The organism is Trueperaceae bacterium, from assembly GCA_031581195.1.
Classification (GTDB): Bacteria; Deinococcota; Deinococci; order Deinococcales; family Trueperaceae; genus SLSQ01.
This window is the reverse complement of record JAVLCF010000021.1, coordinates 3,760-24,433: the sequence shown is the minus strand read 5'-3', so window position 1 is coordinate 24,433 and position 20,674 is coordinate 3,760. Positions and strand designations below refer to the sequence as shown.

Below are 20,674 nucleotides of genomic sequence, written 5' to 3'. Positions count from 1 at the left end.
CCCGCCGACGGGGCCGGCGCCGCGCCGTCCTCCCCCGACGCCGCGCACGCCGTGACGGCGCACGCCGTGACGTCGCGTCCCGTGACGGCGTTCGAGGTCGCCTGGCGCAACGTGTGGGTCCGCGCCGCGACGTACGTCGCGCTGGCGGTCCTCCTCGCGACGTTGGCCTGGACCCTGCGCGAGCGGTACGCCTTCGTCCTGCAGGTCGGCGTGATCGGGTTCGTCCTCGCGTACGTCCTCAACCCGGTCGTCGAGGCGCTGCAACGCATTCGCGTGCGCCGCTCGATCGGCGTGGCGTTGGTCTACGTGGCGCTGTTGCAACTGTTCGTGTTCGGCTCGCTGCTGTTCGGCCAGGTCGTCGTCGAGCTCACCCGCTTCGTCAACCTCATTCCCGGCGCGGTGCGCGCGTTGGGCGACCGCCTAGGGGCGCTCGGGGGGTGGGTCGAACGCCTCGTCGCCGGCCTCCCGCCGTCCGTCGGGGCGTTCCTCGACGAACGCCTCGGCCTCACGCCGGACGGGGACCTCGCCGCGCAGGCGCAGGACCGCGTCGCCGGCCTCCTCGAGGCGGTCGTCGCGAACCTCCTGGAGCTGTTCGAGGGCTTCGCGACGGGCGGCCCGTCGATGCTGGTGAGCGGCGCGACCAGCCTCGTGTCCGCGACGCTGCAGGTGTTCCTGATCGTGCTGGTGAGCGCCTACTTCCTGTACGACTTCCCCCGCTTCGTGCGGAACTTCCGGGCGTACGTCCCGACCCGGTGGCGGCCCCTGGCCGACGACCTGACGCAGAAGGCCGACCGGGCGGTCGGCGGGTACCTGCGCGGGCAGATCCTGGTGACGATCCTGCTCGGCCTCCTGATTTGGGTGGGCCTGTCCCTGATCGGGATCCCGCTCGCGACCGCCATCAGCTTCCTCGCCGCGATCTTCAACCTCGTGCCGTACCTCGGGCCGATCGTCGGGACGATCCCCGCCGTCCTCCTGGGCTTCACGGTCGGGCCGTGGGCGCCGCTCCTGGCGGTCGTCGTGTTCGTGGTCGCCAACCAGATCGAAGCGAACGTGCTGGGCCCCATGATCCTCTCGCGCAGCGTCGACCTGCACCCCGTCACCGTCCTCCTCGCGATCCTCGCGGGGTTGGGCCTGTTCGGGATCGTCGGGGCGTTGCTCGCCGTCCCCCTCGTCGCGCTCGCGAAGCTGATCCTCGAGGACCACCTGTTCGGCCGGCCGGCGTACGCCCCCGCCACCCCGGTCGCGACCGACGCGGACGGCGACGGCGACGCGGCGGACGCCGACGCCTAGGACGGGTCCGCGGCGCGACCCGCGATAGACTCCGGCGTGGCTCGAGACCGCTCCCGCAGCGCCCCCACGTCCCCCCGCCGCGCGAAGCGCGGCGGGGGCAAGGGGGCGGGATCGAAGGGTGGGGCGCCCCCCGGACGCAGCGTCGACCTCGAGGCGGTCGGGCTGGTCCTCCTCGCCGCCGGCGCGTCGTTCGCCGGCCTCCTGGTGCCCGCCCTCCCGACCGGCGACCTCGGCGTCCTCGTGCGCGACGCGGTCCTCGGTCGCGTCGGGGGCGCCGCGTACGCCCTTCCCGTCCCGTTCGTCCTGTTGGGCGGCGCCTTCCTACTGCGCCGCAACCCCCCCGGCTGGCCGCGGGTGCTGCTCGGCTACCTCCTCACCGTCGCCGCGACCTGGGCCCTCCTCGCGGTCCTCCCGCCGGACGGCGCCGGCACCTGGGGCGCCGCGCTCCGCGCGGCGCTCGGGCCGGGCGGCGCGGCGCTGGCGGTCCTCCCGGCGGCGGTGGCGGTCACGTTGGGGGTCGAGACGATGCTGGCGTGGCGCCCCACCCGCATCCTGCGCACGACCCTCGTGGCGTCGGGACGGACGCTGGCGCGCACCGCCCGGACGCTGGCCGCCGCCCGCCGCGCGGTGAAGGCCCGCGCGGCGTTCCGCGCGGACGTGGCGCTCGTGCGCGGCGACGCGAAGCGCATCGAACGGGAACTGGACGCGCTCGCGGGGTTGTACCCCGGCAGCGGCGAGCTGAGCCGCTGGCGGGAGCAGGTCGGCGCGGTGCGCGCCAAGGTCGGCCGGGCGGACGCAGCGGCGCTCGAGGAGGCCCGCGCCGACGTCGCGACGTGGCGGGCGGCGGTGGACGACTTCACCACCGCCCGCGCGACCGATCTCGTCGGCCACCTCCGCGCCGAGGGCGTGCGCGACTTCGCGGCGTGGGTGGAGGCCCGGGGGCGGGACCTGCAGCAGAGCCTGTCCGGCGCGTCGCGCGCCGAAGCGGCGCTCGACGCGCTGCGCAGCCGCTTGGCGCTGGACGTCACGGCGCTGCAGGCCCGCTACCGGCGCCTCACCCGCGAACGCGACCAGGCGGAGGCCGCCCTGATGGAGGTCGACGCGCACGGCCTCGTGGCGGCGAGCGAGGCGCACGCGGCGCGCCTCGCGGCGTACCGCGAGGTGGCCGACGCCGCGGAAACCCTCGAGGGGCACTGCGAACGCCTCGACGCGTGGCGCGGCCTCGCGGGGGAGGTCGGCGACCTCGTGGAGGCGTACGGCGACCAGGAGCCGGTCGCCGCGTTCGACGTCGCGCTCGCCGACGCCGCGGAGGCCCAGGGGGTGGCGCTGCTCGGGGAGGTGGACGCCTGGCGGGCGGCGCTGCGCGACCAGCGCAGCGACGCCGAAGCGCGCGCGTACGGCGGCGCGGTCGCGGTGGGGGGCGCCCCGGGGGACCCGGCGCCGCTGGACGCCGACGACCTGTCCGGCGGGGCCGGCGGACCGGAGGCCGACGCGGGGGACCCCGATCCCGCCGGGGACGCGGACGCCGTCCCGCCGTTCGACGCGACCGACGTCGAGGGGGACGGCCTGGGCGGGGACGCGGGGCTCGACGCCCTCGAGGACCCGCGCCTCCCGAGCGTCCCGGGGGCGGGGGACGTGCCGGAGGTCGGCGGGATCCCGGTGCAGCTGCCGCCCCTGGACCTGCTCGACCCGATCCCGCCGGGGGCGGGCGACCCGTCGGGGCAACGGCGGGAGGCGCAGGACCGCGTCGAGCGGATCGACGCGACGCTCGCGAACTTCAAGCTCCAGGGGCGCGTCGTGAGTTCGGTGCGGGGCCCGACCGTCACCCGCTTCGAGGTCGAGCCCGCGCCGGGGGAGAAGATCGCCCGGTTCGCGAACCTGTCCGACGACCTGGCGCTCGCGATGGCGGCGAGCTCGGTCCGCATCGAGGCGCCCATCCCCGGCAAGAGCGTCATCGGGCTCGAGGTCCCGAACGCCGACCGGGACCTGATTCGCTTCCGCGAAGCGATCGGGGCCCCGAGCTACCAGCGGGCGCGGGCGCGCCTCCCGTTGATCCTGGGGAAGTCGATCGACGGGGAGATGACGGTCGCGGACCTCGCGAAGATGCCGCACCTCCTGATCGCCGGATCGACGGGGTCGGGCAAGTCGGTTGCGGTCAACACCTTCATCGCGAGCCTGATCTACACGTTCCTCCCGACCGACCTGCGGTTCCTGATGATCGACCCGAAGATGGTGGAGCTCACGCCGTTCGACGGCATTCCGCACCTGGTGCGGCCGGTCGTGACGAACCCCTCCGACGCCGCCGGCGTCCTGTTGGGGGCGGTGACGCACATGGAGCGGCGCTACAAGATGATGAGCCGCATCGGGGCGAAGAACCTGGATCAGTACAACGAGAAGGCCCGCAACCTCGACCTGCCGCAACTCCCGTTCGTCGTGATCGTCATCGACGAGCTCGCCGACCTGATGATCACCAGCCCGAAGGAGGTCGAGTCGGCGATCATGCGGCTCGCGCAGATGGCGCGCGCGACCGGCATGCACCTCATCCTCGCGACGCAACGCCCGTCGGTGGACATCATCACCAGCCTCATCAAGGTCAACGTGCCCGCCCGCATGGCGTTCGCCGTCAGCTCGAGTCACGACTCCCGCACGATCCTCGACGCCATGGGCGCCGAACGCCTCGTCGGGAACGGCGACGCGCTGTTCTACCAGCCGGGCCTCGTGAAGCCCGTCCGCCTCCAGGGCCCGTTCGTGAGCGAGGAGGAGATGGCGACCGTCGCGGCGTTCCTGCGTCGGCAGTACTTCGACGACGAGTTCGTCGAGGCGTACGGCGGCGATTTCGAGCCGGTGTCGCAGGACGACTCCGAGGCGTCGGGGTTGGTCGATTGGAACGACGACAAGCTGCGCGCCGCCGCGGAGCTCGTGATTCGCGAGGGGAACGCCAGCGTCAGTCGGTTGCAGCGCCGCATGCAGGTCGGGCACGCCCGCGCGGGGAAGTTGATGGACTCCCTCGAGGCGCTCGGGGTGGTCGGCCCGCACGTCGGCAGCAAACCTCGCGAGGTGCTGGTCGAGGAGAGCGAACTGCCGAACCTGTTCGGGTCCTGAGGTCGGCCGCGGAGGCGGTCGCGGGCGCTCAGTCGAGGGCCGTGACGCGGACGCGAGGCCGCAGCGCGTCGACGTCCTCGCGGCGGCACAGGTCGGTGCCGGGCGTCATCGCGGTCGCGGTGCCGCAGGCGACCCCCAACGCCAACGCGTCGGCCGGCGTCGCGCCGTCGGCGCGCGCGCTCGCGACCCCCGCGAGGAGGGCGTCCCCCGCCCCGAGGGCGGAATCGACCTCCACCTCCGGGGCGGTGGCGTGCCAGTGCCCCTCCGCGCTCGACCAGAGCGCCCCCTGCCGCCCGAGGCTGGTGACGACGACGTCCGCCCCCTTCGCGCGGGCGACGTCCGCCGCCGCGCGGGCGCTGGGGACGTCCGTGACCTCGAGGCCGGTCAACCGCCCGAGTTCGTACGCGTTGGGTTTGATCCACGCCACGCCCGCCTCGAGGGCCGTCCCGAGCTCCGCGTCGGCGTCGACGACCGTCGCGACGCCGTCGGCGGCGGCGCGACGCGCGACGCGCGCGTACAGGTCGCTCGGGACGCCGGGCAGCAGGCTGCCGCTCAGGACCAGCACGTCCGGCGCGCGCAGCTCGAAGAGGCTGTCGACCAGCGCGTCCACCTGCGCTTCGTCGACCCGCGGGCCGGGCCCGGAGATGCGGACCTGCCGGCCGGCGTCGTCCTGCACGATCGCGTTCGTCCGCGTCGGGGCGTCGTGCCGCGCGAACCAGGTGCGCACCCCCTCGTCGCGGAGCCGGTCCTCGATCTCGTCGCCCGCGCGGCCCCCGACGAAGCCCATCGCGACCGTCGGGTGCCCGAGGCGGGTCGCGACCCGCGAGACGTTCACGCCCTTCCCGCCGGGCGCGCGCAGGACCTCGCGCGCCCGGACGGTGTCGTCGAACGCGAGGCCCGGCACCCGGTAGGTGAGGTCCAGCGCGGGGTTGACGGTGACGGTGTGGATCACGGCGTCAGGGTCGCACGACGACGGCGCCGTCCTGGCCCACGGCGCACGCCTCCTCGCGGCCCGCGGGGCCGTCGCGCCGCCACGCGAACGCCATCTGCGGCGTGTCGAAGCCGTGCAGCAGCGTCCCGTCGCGGCGCAACGCGATGAGGCCGCCCTCGCCCCCCGCCGCGCGCACCGCGGCGAGGCGGGCGCGGACGGCGTCGTCCGCTGCGGTGCCGGCCGCCAGGTCGCACGCCAACGCGCGGCCGGCGGCGGTCACGAGGAACGCTTCGCCCTTCCCGGTACAGCTGACCGCGACGTCCGCGTCCGCCCACGTGCCCGCCCCGGGGATCGGGGCGTCCCCCACCCGCCCGGGGTGTTGCCCCAGCACCCCGCCGGTGCTGGTGGCGGCGGCGAGGCGTCCGGCGTCGTCGAGCGCCACCGCGCCGCACGTCGCGGACGCTTCGGGGTCCCCGCCGCGCGCCCGCCACCGCTCCAGGTCGGCGCGCGCCGCGTCGGTCCGCAGCGTCTCGTTCGCGACGGGGTCGGGTTCGAGCGCCTCCGCGCCGGGCCCCACGAGGAGGACGTGCCGGCCCTCCTCGAGGACGCGGCGCGCGAGGGTGACGGGGTTGCGGACGTGCGCGACGCAGGCGACGGCGCCGGCCGCGCCGTCGCTGCGCATGATCGCCGCGTCGCACTCGATCGTGCCGGCCGACGTCGGGGCGCTGCCGGTCCCGGCGTTGAAGGCGTGCGGGTCGTCCTCCATGCGGCGGACGGCGGCCTGCACCGCGTCGGTCGCGTCGCCGCCCGCCTCGAACGCCGCGAAGCCGGCGTCGAGGGCGGCGGCGAGGCCCGCCTCGTAGGCGGCGCGTCGGTCCTCGCGGATGCGGCCCGCCCCTCCGTGAATCAACAAGGTCGCCATGCGGCGAAGGCTACCCCAGGGCCGCGCGGCGTGCGGCGGCGACCCGCGGTACGCTCTCCCCGTGCGGATCGCCGCGTTCTACCTGACGCTCCTGTTGGCGCAGGGGCTCCTGTCGGGCCTGTTCGGCACGTTGCCCGCCCCGGACCTGTTCCTGGTGGCGGTCCTGACGTGGCTCGGGCGGTTGGCGCCGTGGCAGTTGCTGCTCGCGGCGTACGGCGTCGGGCTGCTGCAGGACGTGATCGGGTACGGGGTGCTCGGGAGTCACGCGATGCAGCTGGCGGGCGCGGCGCTCGCCGCGACCGCCGTGCGGATGCAGCTGTCCGGGTCGGGCGTCCTCGAGCGGCTGGTGATCGTCGTGGCCGCCCAGGCCGGGAAGTGGCTGGTGGCGTTCGCGTTGCTGGCGTGGTTGTCGGGCGAACCGGTGGACGGCGTGCGGCTGGTGGCGGTCGCGGTCAGCGAGACCGTCCTGACCGGCGCGGTGGCGTTGGCGGCGTGGCCGTGGGCGGAGGCGCTCCTGCGTCGCGCGGGGGCGAAGGGGAGGCGGACGGCGTGATTTCGCGCATGCGGGTCCTGTTGGCGGTCGCCTGGACGATCCTGGCGTTGTTCACGGGGCGGTTGGCGTGGCTGCAGTTGGCGCAGGAGGACCAGTTCCGCGACCTCTCGCAACGCAACGCCACCGAGCAACGCCGCATCCCGCCCCTCCGGGGGCGCATCCTGGCGCGCGACGGGACGGTGCTGGCCGGCAACCGCGTGGCGTACGACCTGATGTACCTCGGCGGTCCGATCGACGCATGGGACCGCGTCGCCCGCCTCCTGGATCTCGGGGGGCCGCCCGACCCGCCCGACCCCACCGACGCGGAGGAGGCCCGCAACGGGGCGGTGGCGGCGTGGAACGTGCCCGACGCGCTCGTGCCGGCGCTCGAGGAGCGCGTCGCGGGCCACGCGAACCTGGTGCTGCGCGAACGCTTCGAACGGATCTACCCCACCAACCTCGCCGCGCAGGCGATCGGCTACACCGGCCTCGCCGACCCCGAACGCCACCCCGGCTACGCCCCCGACGACATGGTCGGCGTCATGGGGCTCGAGGCCGGCCTCCAGGACCGCCTCTTCGGGCGGCCCGGGGTGGAGCTGGTGGAGGTCGACAACCGCGGGGTGGCGGTCCGCCGCCAGGAACTCGTCGCGCCCCGGCCGGGCCGGGACGTGCGCACGACGCTGGACGTCGGCGCGCAGCGGGCGGCGGAGGACGCCCTGCGCGGCGCGGCGCGGTACGTGAACGCCTACCGCGCGGAGGAGGACCTGCCGCCGCTCTCGACGGTCCGCGGGGCGTTGCTGGCGATGGACCTCGAGACGGGGGACGTGCTGGCGATGGCGTCGGCGCCGACCTTCGATCAGAACGTCTTCACGCACCGGCCCAGCGACCCGGACGTGGTCGGGGCGATCCTCGCCGACGACGACGCGAAGCCGCTGCAGAACCGAGCGGTGCAGGCGTACCCGCCCGCCTCGACGTTCAAGATGGTCAGCTCCTACGCGTTGCTCGAGCACGGCTACGTGGGCGCCTCCACCACCTACCCGTGCAGCCCGTCGATGACGTACGGGGGCATCACGTGGGAGAACTGGAGCCCCGTGCACCGCGGTTCGTACGACGTGACCGACGCGATCGGCGACAGCTGCAACACGTACTACTGGCACGCCGCGCTCGAGACCCCCGCCTTCGACGACGGCTGGGGGCCGCTGGCGCAGCACCTGCACGACGACGCGCGCGCGTTCGGCTACGGGGCGCGCGTGGACGTGGGCCTCCCCGAGGAACGCCGCGGGCGCCTGCCCGACCCCGCCTGGGTGCGCGCCGAGAAGGACACCGCCTGGTACCCCGGCTACACGCTCAACACGATGATCGGGCAGGGGGACGTCCTCGCGACGCCGCTCCAGACCCTCCGGGCGGCGGGCGCGTTCGCGAACGCCGGTCGGCAGGTCGAGCCGCGCCTCGTCGCGGAGGTGGGCGGCGTCGCGGAACCGGTGCGTTCGCGCACCGTGCCCGGCACCGTCTGGCCGACGTTGGCGGAGGGCATGCGGGCGATGGTGACGGAGTTCGGGTCGAGCGACGTGATCGGGCCCGCCGCCGCCTTCCCGCTGCCGGTGTCGGGGAAGACCGGCACCGCGCAGAACGCGGCGGGGGAGGGCCTCGAGCACGCCTGGTTCATGGCGTTCGCGCCGTCGGAGGCGCCGGAAATCGCCGTGGTAGCCTTCCTCGAGAACGCCGGGTCGAGCACGCGCACCGCCGTCCCGGTCGTCCGCGACTTTCTGGTGGACCACCTCGACCTGCCGGTCGGCGTGGTGGAGGGAGGGCTGCGCAGGTGAAGGTTCGTGGCATCCGAAGCGGCGTACTGGTGCAGGTCGGTGGCGACGACGACGGGGCGGCGGTCGACGCCGCCCTCGACGAGCACGCCGCCGCCCTCGCGGGCGACGTCGCGGTCGAGGTCGCGGGGCGCGTCGCCCCCGACCTGCTCCGCCGCATCGAGGCGGCGGTCGACGCGGCGGGGGGGACCCTCACCGACGTGCGTCCGCCCGCCGGCGGGGCGCCCACCCCGCGCGGCGAGACGGTGGTCGTGGGCCGCACCGTGCGCTCGGGCGCGCGGGTGGAGTCGACCGCGTCCCTCGTCGTGATCGGGGACGTCAACGCCGGCGCGGAGCTCCTCGCCGCCGACGACATCATCGTGCTCGGGACCCTGCGCGGGTTGGCGCACGCCGGCGCGGCGGGCAACGACCGCGCGGTCGTGTGGGCGCAACGCATCGCCAGCCGCCAACTCCGCATCGGGCCCGCCGTCGCACAGGCGGACGGCGGCGACGACGCCGCCCGCGGTCCGGAGTTGGCGATGCTGCGCGACGGCCAGATCGTCATCCGCCCCTGGAGCCACTGACGCCCGACCGGGCCGTCCACGTCCCGATCCACACGAACGCGGCGCGCCCCGAAGGGCGCGCCGCGCGTCGTTCGAACGTCCGAATCGTTAGTGCGCGCCGACCGGATCCTCGCCGTCCGCGATCGACTTCTCGCGGGCGATGGCGTAGATCAGGAGGCCGAAGCCGGCCTTCGCCAGCACGTCGGCGATCGTGTAGCCGAGCTGCAGCGTCACGACGGCGTCCGGACCGCTGAAGCCCAGGAACGGCGCCATGTAGGCGATCGGGTAGACGCCCCACGTCGCGAGCAGCAGGAGGCGCAGGTTGCGCACGAGGACGCGGACCTGCCCCGGCTGACGCTCCAGCGCCTGGCCGAGCTCGCCCCAGAGGATCCAGAGGATGTAGACGAACGGGATGCTCGACAGCGTGCCCCAAAGAACGCGCGTGCCGGTCGAGTCGGCGATCTCGCCGGGGTAGCCGAGCGCGATCATCAGCACCGCCGCGATCGACAGGCGCGCGATCATCGAGTTCGCCTTCTCCCGCGCGAGGGCCAGCACCGCGACGGTCTCCACCAGCAGGAGCGGCACCGTCAGGAGCCAGTCGACGTAGCGGTAGGCGTCGTTGAACGGGTCGCCGCTCGGGTTCGCCACGCCCCCCTCGAGGACGTACGCGCCGCCCCAGGACTCGAAGATCCGCAGGTAGTGGTAGGCGGCGACCAACACGACGATCGACGACACCAGAAGCGCGGGGCGGTACTTCGGCGCCACTTGGCTGCGTGCGGCCATGAAGAACACGAACGCAGCGCCCATCGCGGCGAAGCCGAAGGACAGCGAGTTGTAGACCAGATCGAACTGGCCTGCCGACAGAACGGGTAGATCCATTGTCTAGCCCTCCCTTTCGTACCCGAGCGGCACGCGCCCGAGCCCATGGACGTTCCCCGAGATTGTGAGCCAGGTGGGGCCCACGTCTCTGTGAGAAACCCCCCAAATCTACCGCGAAATGGGGGTCCACCCCCCACGATGCGGGCCGAAATCGTGTCGCGGCGCACGAACATGCGCGACGCATGCGCCCGTCGGGGGTGCCTAGGGGCGCGGCGGGCGCCCCGGCCGCCACCCGCCGCGACGCCCGCCGGCCCAGTGGACCTCCCCGTCGGGGGCGGACAGCAGGCAGGCGGCGACGTCGCGCGGGTCGAAGCGCGACGCGAAGCGCGTGCGAAGCGCCCACGGCTCCAGCGCCCGCGCGAGCGTCTCGACGTCCCGCGCGTGCGCCGCGGCCGGCGTCCGCCGGGCGTACGCCCGGGCGCGGTTGACCGCCAGGTCGAACAGGTCGGGGCGCACGTCGGGCGCGCCGTCGGGGGCGTCCGGCATTCAGGTGGCGCGGGGCCGCGCCTCGTACCCCGCCGCCCGGAGCGCCTCGACCGCCGCGTCGAGCGCCGCCGGGTCCTCGAACGCCAAGCGCACCGCGCCGCCCGCCTCGCGGATGGCGAGCACCTCGATCTCCTTCAGGTTCACGCCCGCCTCCCCGCACGCGGCGGTGATGCGCGCCAACTCCCCCGGCCGGTCGGGGACCGCCAGCACCACCTCCGGCCGGGGGGGCAACACCCCGCGCCGCACGACGGGGATCCCGTCGCGCGTGCGTTTGGCGTGCTCGGCGTGCGCCAGGAGCGCCTCGCGGTCCTCGAGGTCCGCCTCGAGCGCGTCGAGTTCGGCGCGCAGGTCGGCGAGCGCGGCGCGGACCGCGCCGGCGTTGCCGCGGACCATGTCGCGACTCATGACGGGCGACCCCGACGCGACCCGCGTCAGGTCCCGGAAGCCGCCCGCCGCCAGCAGCATCAGCGCGTCGCGGTCGTCGTCGTCCGCCGCGAGGCGGGTCAGCGCCAACGCCGCGAGGTAGGGCACGTGCGAGACGCGCGCCACGAGGCGGTCGTGGCGTTCGGGCGCGAGCTCCAGCGGCCGCGCGCCGAGCGCCTCCACGAACGCCCGGACGCGCGCCAGCGCGTCGGCGTCGGTCGCCTCGGTCGGGGTGAGGACCCACACCGCGTTCTCGAGTAGGGCGGCGTCGGCGTTCGCCACGCCGGCCCGGTCGCTACCCGCCATCGGGTGCCCCCCGACGAAGCGCAGGTCGGGCACGTCGGCGAGGTCGGCGACGACGTCGCCCTTCACCGACCCGACGTCGGTCACCACCGCGTCCGCGCGAAGGAACGGCGCCAGCTCGCGCGCGAGGCGCGCGAGGGACCCGGTCGGGGCGGCCAGCACCACCAGGTCGGCGTCCGCCAGCCAGGGGCCCGGCGCGACGCGTGCCTCGTCGATCACGCCGTGGAAGCTGGCGACCTCCAGCGCCTCACCGTCCGGGTCGAGGCCGACCACGCGGTCGGCGACGAAGCGGGCGCGCGCCCCCACCGCGATCGACCCGCCCAACAGCCCGACGCCGGCCACGACGACGGTCCCGACCAGGGGGGCGGGCCGCATCAGGCGGAACGCGCCGGCGCAACGCCGGCGCGGGGGGCGGGGGGTCGGGGGCGACGCGGCACGCCGCCGAGTCTAGCGCGGGGTGGCGCCCCGGCGGCGGGGACGGCGTATCATGCCGCGAACCCCAGCGAGAGGTCGTGAGGCATGCCAGGAATCGCGGTGATCGGGGCCCAATGGGGCGACGAAGGCAAGGGCAAGGTCGTGGACGCCTTGGCGCACGACGCGGACTACGTCGTGCGGTACGCCGGCGGGGCGAACGCCGGCCATACGGTCGCGGTCGGCGACGAGACGTTCAAGCTGCACCACCTGCCGTGCGGCGTGCTGCACGACCGCCCGACGAGCGTCCTGGGGGCCGGCATGGTGGTGGACCCCTGGGCGCTCGTCGAGGAGGTCGACGCCTTCGCCGAGCGGCGCGACCCGGGCGCGTTGCTGCTGTCCAGCGAAGCGCACCTGGTGCTCCCGCACCACAAGAAGAACGACGAGGGCGGCGGGTTCGTCGGGACGACCGGACGTGGGATCGGTCCCGCCTACAGCGACAAGGCCCGCCGCCTCGGGGTGCGGGCGGGGGACCTGCTGGACGACGACCTGCTCCGCGAACGGCTCGAGCGGCTGCTGCGCGGCAAACCGAACTCCACCGCCCGCGTCGGCTGGACCGACGTGGACGCCGCCCTCCACGCCCTCGAGGGGATCCGCGCGCGCCTCGCGCCGTGGATCGGGGACGGCGGCGCGGTCGTGCGCGCGGCCCTCGCGCGCGGCGAACGCGTGATGTTCGAGGGGGGGCAGGGCACGATGCTGGACCTGGCCTACGGCACCTACCCGTACGTCACGAGCAGCCACCCGACGGTCGGCGGCATCCTCACCGGCGCCGGCGTCTCGCACCGCGCCCTCGGCCGGGTGGTGGGGGTCGTCAAGGCGTTCACGACCCGCGTCGGGCACGGTCCGTTCCCGACGGAGGTGCACGACGAGGCGACCCTCGCGCGCCTGCGCGGGAGCGGCGCGAACCCGTGGGACGAGTTCGGGACCACCACCGGGCGGGCGCGCCGGGTCGGCTGGTTGGACCTCGAGCAGCTCAAGTACGCCGTGGACCTCAACGGCCTCGACGCCCTGGTCGTCACGAAGCTCGACGTGCTGGCCGGCCTCGACGCCGTCCACGTCGGGGTGGGGTACGACGCGGCGGGCGCCCCGATCTACGAGACGCTGCCCGGCTGGGGGGACGTGGCCGGCATCGCGGACCGCGCGGCGCTCCCCGCGCCGTTGATCGCCTACCTGGAACGCATCGAGGCGTACGTCGGCGTGCCGGTCGCGATGTTCTCCACGAGCCCGCAACGGCGCGACACGTACGGCGCGGTGGACTGGCCCGACGCGGTCGATCCCGCGCCCACCCCGTAGGGCGATGCGCGTGCTGCTCTGGGGGTTGGCGGTCGCCGCGGCGCTCCTGGTGGTGGGGGGGACCGCGGTCGGGTGGGTGTTCAGCGCGCGCATCCTCGAGCCCACCCCCTACCAGCTGTTCCCCGAGTTCGCCCTCGGGCCCGTCCGGGAGGTCGGCGACGGCCGCTACGAGGTGGTCCTGCCCCTCCCCGACGGCGCCTCCCCGCCGCAGGCCGCCCGCACCGACGTCGAGGGCCGCTACGGCCTCCTGTGGGAGGGGGGCGGCGGGCCGCTCGGGCCGGTCCTCGAGCGCCGCGACGGGACGGTCGTGCGTCGCGTGGAGGTGCGCCGCGGCACCCCGCCGGCGGCGGGCCTCCCCGCCCGCATCGACGTCACCCTGTTCGCGAGCCCGGCGGAGCGGGGCGTGTCCGCCGCCGACGTCGAGATCCCCGGCCCCCTCGGGCCGCTGCCCGGCTGGTGGATCCCCGCCCCCGAGGGGGCGGGCGACCGCGCGATCGTCGTGTGGCACGGCCGCCGCCGCGCTGAGCGCAGCGAAGCGTTGCGGATCCTCCCGACGCTCGAGGCGCACGGCGCCGAAGCGGGCGCGTCGGTGCTGGTGACGAGCTACCGCAACCACGACGCGTCCCCCGACGACCCCGCCGGGTTCTTCCGTTACGGCGCGCGCGACGGCGAGGTCGCCGACGCCCTCGCCGCCGTCGCGTGGCTCGCCGAGCGCGGCGTCCGGGAGGTCGTCCTCGTGGGGTTCTCGATGGGGGGCAGCGTCGCCCTCGGGGCGCTCGACGCCTGGCCGGACGACGCCCCCACGCCGCGCGGGGTGATCCTCGACGCGCCGCTGATCGATCCGTTCCCGACGTTCCGCCTCGGCGCCGAACGCCTCGGGGTGCCCCTCCCGGGCCTCGTCACGCGCCTCGCGCTGGGGGTGGCGGAGCGCCGCTCCGGCGTCGACTTCGCCGCGCTGGATCGCCGCCGCATCGCACCGGACGTGGACGTCCCGGTGCTGCTGTTCGCCGGCACGGGCGACACGACCACGCCGATATCCATGATCGACGCCTTCGCCGCCGCCCTGCCGACCCCCCCGACGTACGTCCGCCTCGACGGCGTCGAGCACGTCGAGGCGTGGAACGTAGGGCCCGAGCGGTACGAAGGAGAGATCGCCCGCTTCCTGCAGGCGACGCTGCCCTGAACGCCGGAGGGCCGGGGAACCCCCGGCCCTCCGGCGCGTCGAGGCCCGCCGCCCGGAGGCGGCCGGCGCTCAGCCGCGCCGATCGATCGGCGTGAAGGTCTTGCCCTTGGGGCCTTCGTAGACGAGGCGGGGGCGCATCAGGCGGTTGTCGGCGTACTGCTCGAACAGGTGCGCCATCCAGCCGGCCGTGCGGGAGAGCGCGAAGATCGGCGTGTAGGTCTCCTTCGCGAAGCCCAGCATGCGGTAGACCGACGCGCTGAAGAAATCGACGTTGGGCTTCACGGCCTTGCCCTTCGCCTCCATCGCGCGGTCCATGACGCGCTCCATCTCGAGGCTCATCTCGAACCACTTCGCGTCGCCCGATTCCGCCGCGAGGCGTTCGCTGACGCCCTTGAGGATCGTCGCGCGGGGGTCCATCACGCGGTAGACGCGGTGCCCGAAGCCCATCACGCGACCGCCCTCCTCCGCGAGTTTGGCGTGCACGTACGGCTCGACGCCGGCGACGTCCCCGATGCCCTCGAGCGCCTCCATCACGCCGTAGTTCGCGCCGCCGTGCAGCGGGCCCTTGAGCGAACCGATCGCCGCCGCGATGGCGCTGTAGGGGTCGGTGAGGCTGGACGCGGTGGCGCGGGCGACGAAGGTGCTGGCGTTCGACCCGTGCTCGGCGTGCAGCACCAACGCGACGTCCATCACGCGGGTGGCGGCGTCGGTCGGTTCCTCGCCGTTCACCATCCGCAGGAAGTTCGCCGCGACCGACAGGTTCGGGTCCGGCGCGACCGGTTCTTGGCCGGCCTGCAGCCGTTGGTACGCCGCCACGATCGCCGGGATCCGGCCGAGCAGCGACGCGCCGACCCGCCGGAGGTTCGCTTCGCTCACGTCGTCCGCGTCGTCGTCGAACGCCGCGAGGGCGCTGACGGCGGTGCGGAGCGCATGCATGGGGGCGGTGCCCTTCGGCATGCGCGCGAGCAGGTCGAGCACGTCGCCGGGCAGGTCGAACGCCGGCCGCAGCTGCCCGCGGAGCGCATCGAGTTCCGACCGGGTCGGGAGCTCCCCGAACCAGAGGAGGTGCACGACCTCCTCGAACGACGCCTGGTCGGCGAGCTCGCGAATGTCGTAACCGCGGTAGATCAGTTCGCCGCGCTCGCCGTCGATCGAACAGATCTGGCTGGTGTCGACGTTCACGCCGGCGAGTCCGCGATGGATCTCGGTCATGGGGGCCTCCTCGTGGACCGTGATTCTACACGTCGGGTCGCGCGCGCCCGCGGCGCGCTCCGCCCACTTTCTCCGTAGTGTCCCACCTTCGGCGGGATCGCGCCGTCAGCCGGCCCCGAACCGCCCGAGCCACGGCCCTACCGCGGCGCCCGCCGCGACCGCGGCGAGGGCGGCGACCGCCAGCCACGGCAGCGTCGCCCGCCCGAGGCGGGCGCCGCCCAGCGTCGCGGCGAGGACACCCTTGACGGCGCAGTTCGCCGCCGCCGCCACGCCGACCGCGAGCGCCGCGACGCCGGGCGGCAGGCCGCCGGCGTGCTGCTCGGCGAGGGAGAGGCTGATCGCGTCGAGGTCGGTGAGGCCCGCCAGGCCGGCGGCGGCCAGGAGGCCCGACGCACCGAGCGTCTCGCGGGCGGCGCGGACGACGAGGACGACGAGGGCGTAGGCGCCGGCGAACGCGAAGGCGGCGCGCAGCTCGAACGGGTTGCGGACCGTCACCTCCGGCGCGCCGTCCCCCTCGCGGCGCGCCGCGAACGCCACGCCGACCCCCAACACCGCCCCCATCGCCGCCAGGGGCAGCGCCGCCCACGGCGCGAAGGTGGGTTCCACGACCCACACGAGCAGGACGAGGCGGGGGCCGGCGACGGCGCTCGCGGCGAGCAGGCCGGTCGCGAGGGTGCCGGTGAGGGCCGGGTCGCTGCGGGCGCGCCGCGCGAACGCGAGCGTCACCGCCGTCGACGACGTGAGGCCCCCCAGGACGCCGGATACGGCGATGCCGCGGCGGGTGCCGACGCCCTTCACGGCGACGTAACCGAGGAACGACACGCCGCTGATCAGCAACACGAACGTCCAGATGGTGCGCGGGTTCCACACGCCCCACGGCCCGAGGGGGGCGTCCGGCACGAGCGGCAGCAGCACCAACGACAACACCGCGAAGCGGACGGTGGCCAGCAGGTCGCGGCGCGTCAGGGCGCCCGCGAAGCCGTGCAGCTCCTGCCGCAGCGACAGCGTGCCGGTGACGATCACCGCGCCCGCCAGGGCGGGGACGTGCTCCCCGAGGCCGGCCAGGACGCCCAGCGCGAACGCCAACAGGGCCGCGACCTCGGTCGTGCCGCCCACGCGCGTGCCCGACGATTCGCGCCAGTAGCCGAGCGCGACGAGGACGGTGACGGCGGCGAACGCCGCGAGCAGCGGCGCCGGCCCGAGGGACGCGTGCAGCACCCCGCCGACCGCCCCGAACAGGGCGATCAGCGTGATGGTGCGGACGCCGGCGAAGAGGACCTCCGCACGTTCGCGTTTGCGTTCGCGCTCGAGGCCGATCATGGCGCCGAGCAACGTCGCGGCGAGCAACGACCAGATCGCGTCGGCCGGGGGCACGGCGCCTCCCTCCCGTGGGGCCCCGCGCGGCGGGGGTCCCACGCCCCACGCTACGCCCGGCCCGGGGGACGCGTCGGTGCGCCGCGCCCCCCGGGCCGCGACGCCGGGCGTCGCGCGCGGCCCGGTACGATGCGCGCAGTGAACGAGCGAGCGCGGGTGCGGCGGCGGGCGGGCGTGACGATCGCGGAGTTGATCCTCGCGGTCGCGGTCCTGAGCGTCGCGCTGGCGCTCGGTGCGGGGCCGCTGCGCGACGCGGTCGCGCGGCAGGGCGCCGAAGGCCCCGTGGCGACCTTCCGGGTGGCGGTCCGCGACGTCGCGGTCGCGGCGGCGGCGCAGGGCGAGCCCCTGACCCTCGCGTGGGCCGGGGACCGGCTCGAGATGCGCGACGCCTCCGGCGTCGTGCAGCGCGACTGGCCGTTCCCCGCCGACACGCCGACGACCCTGACGCCGGGTGTCCTGCTCGAGGCGACCCCGCCGGGCCGCTTCGCGTCGCTCGATCCCCTGCCCGACCCCCTGACGTTCGACGTCGAGGGGGCCCCCGTGACGGTCCGCGTGTCGCTGATCGGCGAGAGCGAGCGGACGCCGTGAGGCGCCGCGCGGGCCTCACGATCCTCGAGGTGATGATCGCCGTCGCCGTCACGGCGCTCGCGACGGCGGCGTTGACCGGCGTCGCGGTGGGGACGCTCCGCGCGGTCGGTGCGAGCGACGCGCGGACGCACGCCGGGCAGGTCCTGGCGTTCCTGACGCGCGAGGTGGTGGGCGGCGACCCGCGCGCCCTCGCGGCCGAGGGGACGCCGGCCGCCTGGGCGTACGGCGGCCTGGGGGAGGCGTTCCCGGAGCTCGGGGCGCGCGACGGCGTCGGGGACCCGGACCGCTTCCGCGCGGAGATCGAGCACGACGGCGCCGTGGACGTCGTCGGGGCGTCCGCCGTGCGCTACCGCGTCGCGGTCTGTTACGGCGGCGCGGAGGCGGAGACGTGCGTGCAGGCGGTGACGTTCGGTCCCGAACCGGGCCCGGTCGGGGACGGCTCCGCGCTGCTGCCGGGGGTCAACTGATGCGCCGCGCGCGGGGCGGGTTCGGGCTCGTCGAGCTGCTGGTCGCGCTCGCGGTGTTCGCGGTGTTGGCGGGCGTCGCGGGCGGCGTGCTGGTGCAGGCCCTGAAGATGTGGCGCCACAACGAGGCGACGACGGAGCTGCAGGGGACCCTGCGGCGCACGTCGGAGGTCGTCGCGCAGGACCTGCGCTCGCTGGCGTTCGGGACGTTGGCGGACGCGCCGGTCGAGACCGGCCCGGCGTCGGTCGCGTTCCTGCTGCCCGACGGGCCGGCGTGGCCGGTGTACCCGCACGATTCGGGGCGCAACGCCAGTTTCGTGCGGGCCGCCAACGTCCAGATCGGCGCGTCGGTCGCCGACGCCGACGCGCTGAACGTGGTCGGTCGGGAGGTCGTGATGAAGAACGGGCAGGGGGCGGCGGTCGTGCTGCCGATCGCGACCGTCTCGCGGCGCGGGGGCGCGACGTCGCGGACGTGGAACCTGGTGCACCCCGCCTGCGCGAACACGATCGACTACACCGAGGGCACGACCGTCCTGCAGGGCACGACGTCGGTCGGGTACGCCGTGGACGCCGACACGGGCGAGCTGTCGCGCTACGGCGCGGGCGGCGCGCGCGACCCGATGGCGTTCGCGGTGGCGTCGATGACGATCCGTTACCTGTACGCCGGGCCGGACGGCGCCGTGGAGGAGCGCGACGCGCCGTACGAGACCGCCGACGGCGCGCCCCGCCGGACGGTGACGGTCGGCGGCGAAACGCGGCACCTCGATGCGCTGCGGCTCACCCTCGTCGGGCGGGCCGACGGGCCGTTCGGACCGATCGAGCGGACGCTGACGACCCTCGCGCCCCTCCCGGAGCCGGGCCCGCAGACGGCGGAGGCGGTGACGCCGTGCGATTGAGCGGCCGCCGGACGCGCGGCATCGCGGCGTTGACCGCGCTGCTCGTCATGGGGATGGTGGCGGGGGTCGGCACCATCATGGTGACGCGCGCCCTGAGCGAGGTGGAGACCAGCGTCGACGACGTCGGCATCGTCCGCAGCCTCGCGCTCGCGCGCGGCACGGCGAACCTGGCGGGCGCCGTCCTGCAGGGACCGGTCCGCGACGCGTTGCACGCCGTCGTGGAGGAGGACTCCTCCACGACGGCGCGCTGGTCGTTCGGGGCCGGCACGGTGAACGCCGACGTCCCCGATCCCGACGCGGTCGCCGCGGCGTTGACGGGCGGCGCCGGCTCCGTCGCGGCGCGCCTCCAGACGCGCATCGACGCGCTGGTGTGCGACGCCGACCTCCCCGATGTCGGGGAGGACGCGCGGGTCGAACTCCGCATTCACCTGACCGACGTCGCCTGCGGGGCGGGGCTCCCCGGCGGCGTCCGGATCGGGGACGGGCGCTTCTTGGAGGGCGCCCCGCGGGAGGGCAGCGGCTCGGTCGCCGAGCAACGCTACGCGTTGCCGTACGTCGTGGTCGCGGTCGGGGAGGTGGACGGGTTCCGCCGCTCGATCGTCAGTTACGGCGAGTACCAGTTCCAGGTCGGGCGCGGCTCGTTCGCCCGCTACGCGCTGTTCTCGGGGCAGCAACGCACCCAGGACGGCACCCCCATCTGGTTCACGTCCGACACGCTGTTCGACGGGCCCGTCCACAGCAACGAACACCTGAACTTCTACCGCCAACCCTGGTTCGGGGGGGAGGTCACGAGCGCCGGGTGCCACCGCGCGGGGGTCGACGGGTGCGCGAACGTCGGGGGGCCCGACCGCGAACCGGGGGCGTACCTGTTCCCCTCGTTCGTGCCGGTCTCCCGCATGCGGCCGCCGTCGAGCCCGAGCGTGTACTCGTACTGGTACGGCCTGCAGGCCCCGGAGTTCGCGGAGGGCGTCGATTGGGAGGCGCAGTTCGTGCCGATGCCCGACAACGCGCTGGAGCAGCGCGACGCGGCGGAGGTCGCGGGGTTGTCGATCGAGGGGGACGTCGAGACGCTCGAACTGTACGCCGGCGACGCGAACGGGGCGAGCGTCGCGGACGGCGCCGCGGGGTACCAGTACCTCGTGGCGACCCTGCCCGCGCGCACCCGCGTCTGCGTCGGGTCGGGCTGCACCCGCCTGGGGCCGGGCGAGGTGCGTTGGCGGGCGACGCCGGACGGCAACGTCGCGCGCGAGATCTGCACGCCGAACGGCTGTTTCTGGTCGGACGAGGGGTACGAGGGGACCTTCAACGGCGTGACGTACGTCGAGGGGACGGTGGAACGCGCGACCGGCCCCGAGCGGTCGCCCCCCACGAGCGACGACCCGGCGGACGCCGCCCCCGCCGTCGCGGCGTTCTCTCGCCTCACGCTGACCGCGCAGGACGACGTGCGCATCGTCGGCGACCTCCGCTACGCCGACCCGCCGTGCAGCGCCCCCGCGTCGCGCGCCGCGGACGGGTCCGTCACGCCGGCGGCGTGCGAGAACCTGGACGCCGACAACCTGCTGGGGCTGTACGCCCAGCGGGGGGACGTCACGATCGGGCACGCGAACGGCGACGCGACCCTGAACGCCCCGCGGAACCTCGAGGTGCACGCGGTCCTCATGAGCGCCGAGGGGTCGGTCCGCGTCGAGAACCACGACGTCGGGGCCGCCATGGGGGACGTCCGCCTCCTGGGCGGCATCATCGGCGAGACGTACGGCGCGTTCGGGACGTTCTGGTCGGGGTCGGGTGCCATGCGCAGCGGCTACTCGCGGACCTTCACGTACGACCCGCGGACCGGGGCGGGGCGCGCCCCGCCGTACTTCCCGACGATCAGTCAGGACGGCGTGAAGAGCATCCTGGTGTTCGCCTACGGGCAACGCGAACAGCTGGAGTGAGGGGCGGTGCGGGACCGCCGCCCCGGACC

18 protein-coding genes are annotated in these 20,674 nt (G+C 75.2%); 11 read left to right on the top strand and 7 right to left on the bottom strand.

The window, feature by feature from the left end; translation table 11 throughout:
* Positions 1-1,290, top strand: a 1,290-nt coding sequence (locus RI554_03345; protein MDR9391044.1) for an AI-2E family transporter, incomplete at its 5' end; no start/stop codon positions are given.
* A gap of 36 nt (positions 1,291-1,326) precedes the next feature.
* The gene (locus RI554_03340) at positions 1,327-4,392 is read left to right on the top strand and encodes a DNA translocase FtsK (GenBank protein MDR9391043.1); all 3,066 of its coding nucleotides are present in this window, start codon (positions 1,327-1,329) and stop codon (positions 4,390-4,392) included.
* Between the two features lie 28 nt (positions 4,393-4,420).
* Here the strand turns inward: RI554_03340 and RI554_03335 are convergent, their stop codons facing one another.
* Together RI554_03335 and RI554_03330 are read right to left on the bottom strand one after the other, a co-directional pair.
* Complete coding sequence (locus RI554_03335) at positions 4,421-5,344, bottom strand: 1-phosphofructokinase family hexose kinase (GenBank protein MDR9391042.1); 924 nt, start codon at positions 5,342-5,344, stop codon at positions 4,421-4,423.
* 4 nt (positions 5,345-5,348) lie between these two features.
* Positions 5,349-6,245 (bottom strand): isoaspartyl peptidase/L-asparaginase, encoded by an 897-nt coding sequence (locus RI554_03330; protein MDR9391041.1) that lies wholly within the window; start codon positions 6,243-6,245, stop codon positions 5,349-5,351.
* 61 nt (positions 6,246-6,306) lie between these two features.
* Between RI554_03330 and mreD the strand changes: the two genes are divergently transcribed.
* Genes mreD through RI554_03315 form a run of 3 tightly spaced genes read left to right on the top strand, consistent with a single transcriptional unit; the run spans position 6,307 to position 9,160 of the window.
* Positions 6,307-6,798: a rod shape-determining protein MreD gene (mreD, locus tag RI554_03325; GenBank protein ID MDR9391040.1), complete on the top strand. Its 492-nt coding sequence runs from the start codon at positions 6,307-6,309 to the stop codon at positions 6,796-6,798.
* Positions 6,795-8,600: a penicillin-binding transpeptidase domain-containing protein gene (locus RI554_03320; protein ID MDR9391039.1), complete on the top strand. Its 1,806-nt coding sequence runs from the start codon at positions 6,795-6,797 to the stop codon at positions 8,598-8,600. Before mreD ends, RI554_03320 begins: the two co-directional genes overlap by 4 nt.
* Entirely contained in the window at positions 8,597-9,160 is a 564-nt protein-coding gene (locus tag RI554_03315) for a septum site-determining protein MinC (protein MDR9391038.1), read from the top strand. Before RI554_03320 ends, RI554_03315 begins: the two co-directional genes overlap by 4 nt.
* Positions 9,161-9,247: 87 nt before the next feature.
* Here RI554_03315 and RI554_03310 read toward each other — a convergent pair whose 3' ends face one another.
* From RI554_03310 to RI554_03300, 3 genes are all read right to left on the bottom strand, one after another.
* Positions 9,248-10,018 carry a bacteriorhodopsin-like gene (locus RI554_03310; GenBank protein ID MDR9391037.1) on the bottom strand — a complete coding sequence of 257 codons (771 nt, stop codon included), beginning with the start codon at positions 10,016-10,018 and terminating at the stop codon, positions 9,248-9,250.
* Positions 10,019-10,219: 201 nt separating this feature from the next.
* Positions 10,220-10,504: a hypothetical protein gene (locus tag RI554_03305; GenBank protein MDR9391036.1), complete on the bottom strand. Its 285-nt coding sequence runs from the start codon at positions 10,502-10,504 to the stop codon at positions 10,220-10,222.
* Entirely contained in the window at positions 10,505-11,605 is a 1,101-nt protein-coding gene (locus RI554_03300) for a prephenate dehydrogenase/arogenate dehydrogenase family protein (protein MDR9391035.1), read from the bottom strand.
* A 144-nt stretch (positions 11,606-11,749) separates the two neighbouring features.
* Between RI554_03300 and RI554_03295 the strand changes: the two genes are divergently transcribed.
* Both RI554_03295 and RI554_03290 read left to right on the top strand, forming a co-directional pair.
* Positions 11,750-12,994: an adenylosuccinate synthase gene (locus RI554_03295; GenBank protein ID MDR9391034.1), complete on the top strand. Its 1,245-nt coding sequence runs from the start codon at positions 11,750-11,752 to the stop codon at positions 12,992-12,994.
* Positions 12,995-12,998: 4 nt separating this feature from the next.
* Positions 12,999-14,177 carry a hypothetical protein gene (locus RI554_03290; GenBank protein MDR9391033.1) on the top strand — a complete coding sequence of 393 codons (1,179 nt, stop codon included), beginning with the start codon at positions 12,999-13,001 and terminating at the stop codon, positions 14,175-14,177.
* A 69-nt stretch (positions 14,178-14,246) separates the two neighbouring features.
* On the opposite strand, the gene RI554_03285 is transcribed toward RI554_03290, so the two are convergent.
* Positions 14,247-15,389, bottom strand: coding sequence for a citrate/2-methylcitrate synthase (locus RI554_03285; GenBank protein ID MDR9391032.1), 1,143 nt, complete (start codon positions 15,387-15,389; stop codon positions 14,247-14,249).
* A gap of 105 nt (positions 15,390-15,494) precedes the next feature.
* Positions 15,495-16,763 carry a DUF4010 domain-containing protein gene (locus RI554_03280; GenBank protein MDR9391031.1) on the bottom strand — a complete coding sequence of 423 codons (1,269 nt, stop codon included), beginning with the start codon at positions 16,761-16,763 and terminating at the stop codon, positions 15,495-15,497.
* Positions 16,764-16,901: 138 nt separating this feature from the next.
* On the opposite strand from RI554_03280, the gene RI554_03275 reads away from it, so the two are divergent.
* The 4 genes from RI554_03275 to RI554_03260 are packed head-to-tail and all read left to right on the top strand — an operon-like array spanning position 16,902 to position 20,645.
* A complete protein-coding gene (locus RI554_03275) occupies positions 16,902-17,351 on the top strand; it encodes a hypothetical protein (GenBank protein ID MDR9391030.1) in 450 nt (149 codons plus the stop codon).
* Positions 17,348-17,818 (top strand): prepilin-type N-terminal cleavage/methylation domain-containing protein, encoded by a 471-nt coding sequence (locus RI554_03270; GenBank protein MDR9391029.1) that lies wholly within the window; start codon positions 17,348-17,350, stop codon positions 17,816-17,818. Before RI554_03275 ends, RI554_03270 begins: the two co-directional genes overlap by 4 nt.
* Entirely contained in the window at positions 17,818-18,711 is an 894-nt protein-coding gene (locus RI554_03265; GenBank protein MDR9391028.1) for a prepilin-type N-terminal cleavage/methylation domain-containing protein, read from the top strand. The genes RI554_03270 and RI554_03265 overlap by 1 nt, the downstream gene beginning before the upstream one ends.
* Positions 18,702-20,645 carry a DUF4900 domain-containing protein gene (locus RI554_03260; GenBank protein ID MDR9391027.1) on the top strand — a complete coding sequence of 648 codons (1,944 nt, stop codon included), beginning with the start codon at positions 18,702-18,704 and terminating at the stop codon, positions 20,643-20,645. The genes RI554_03265 and RI554_03260 overlap by 10 nt, the downstream gene beginning before the upstream one ends.
* Positions 20,646-20,674: the final 29 nt, after the last annotated feature.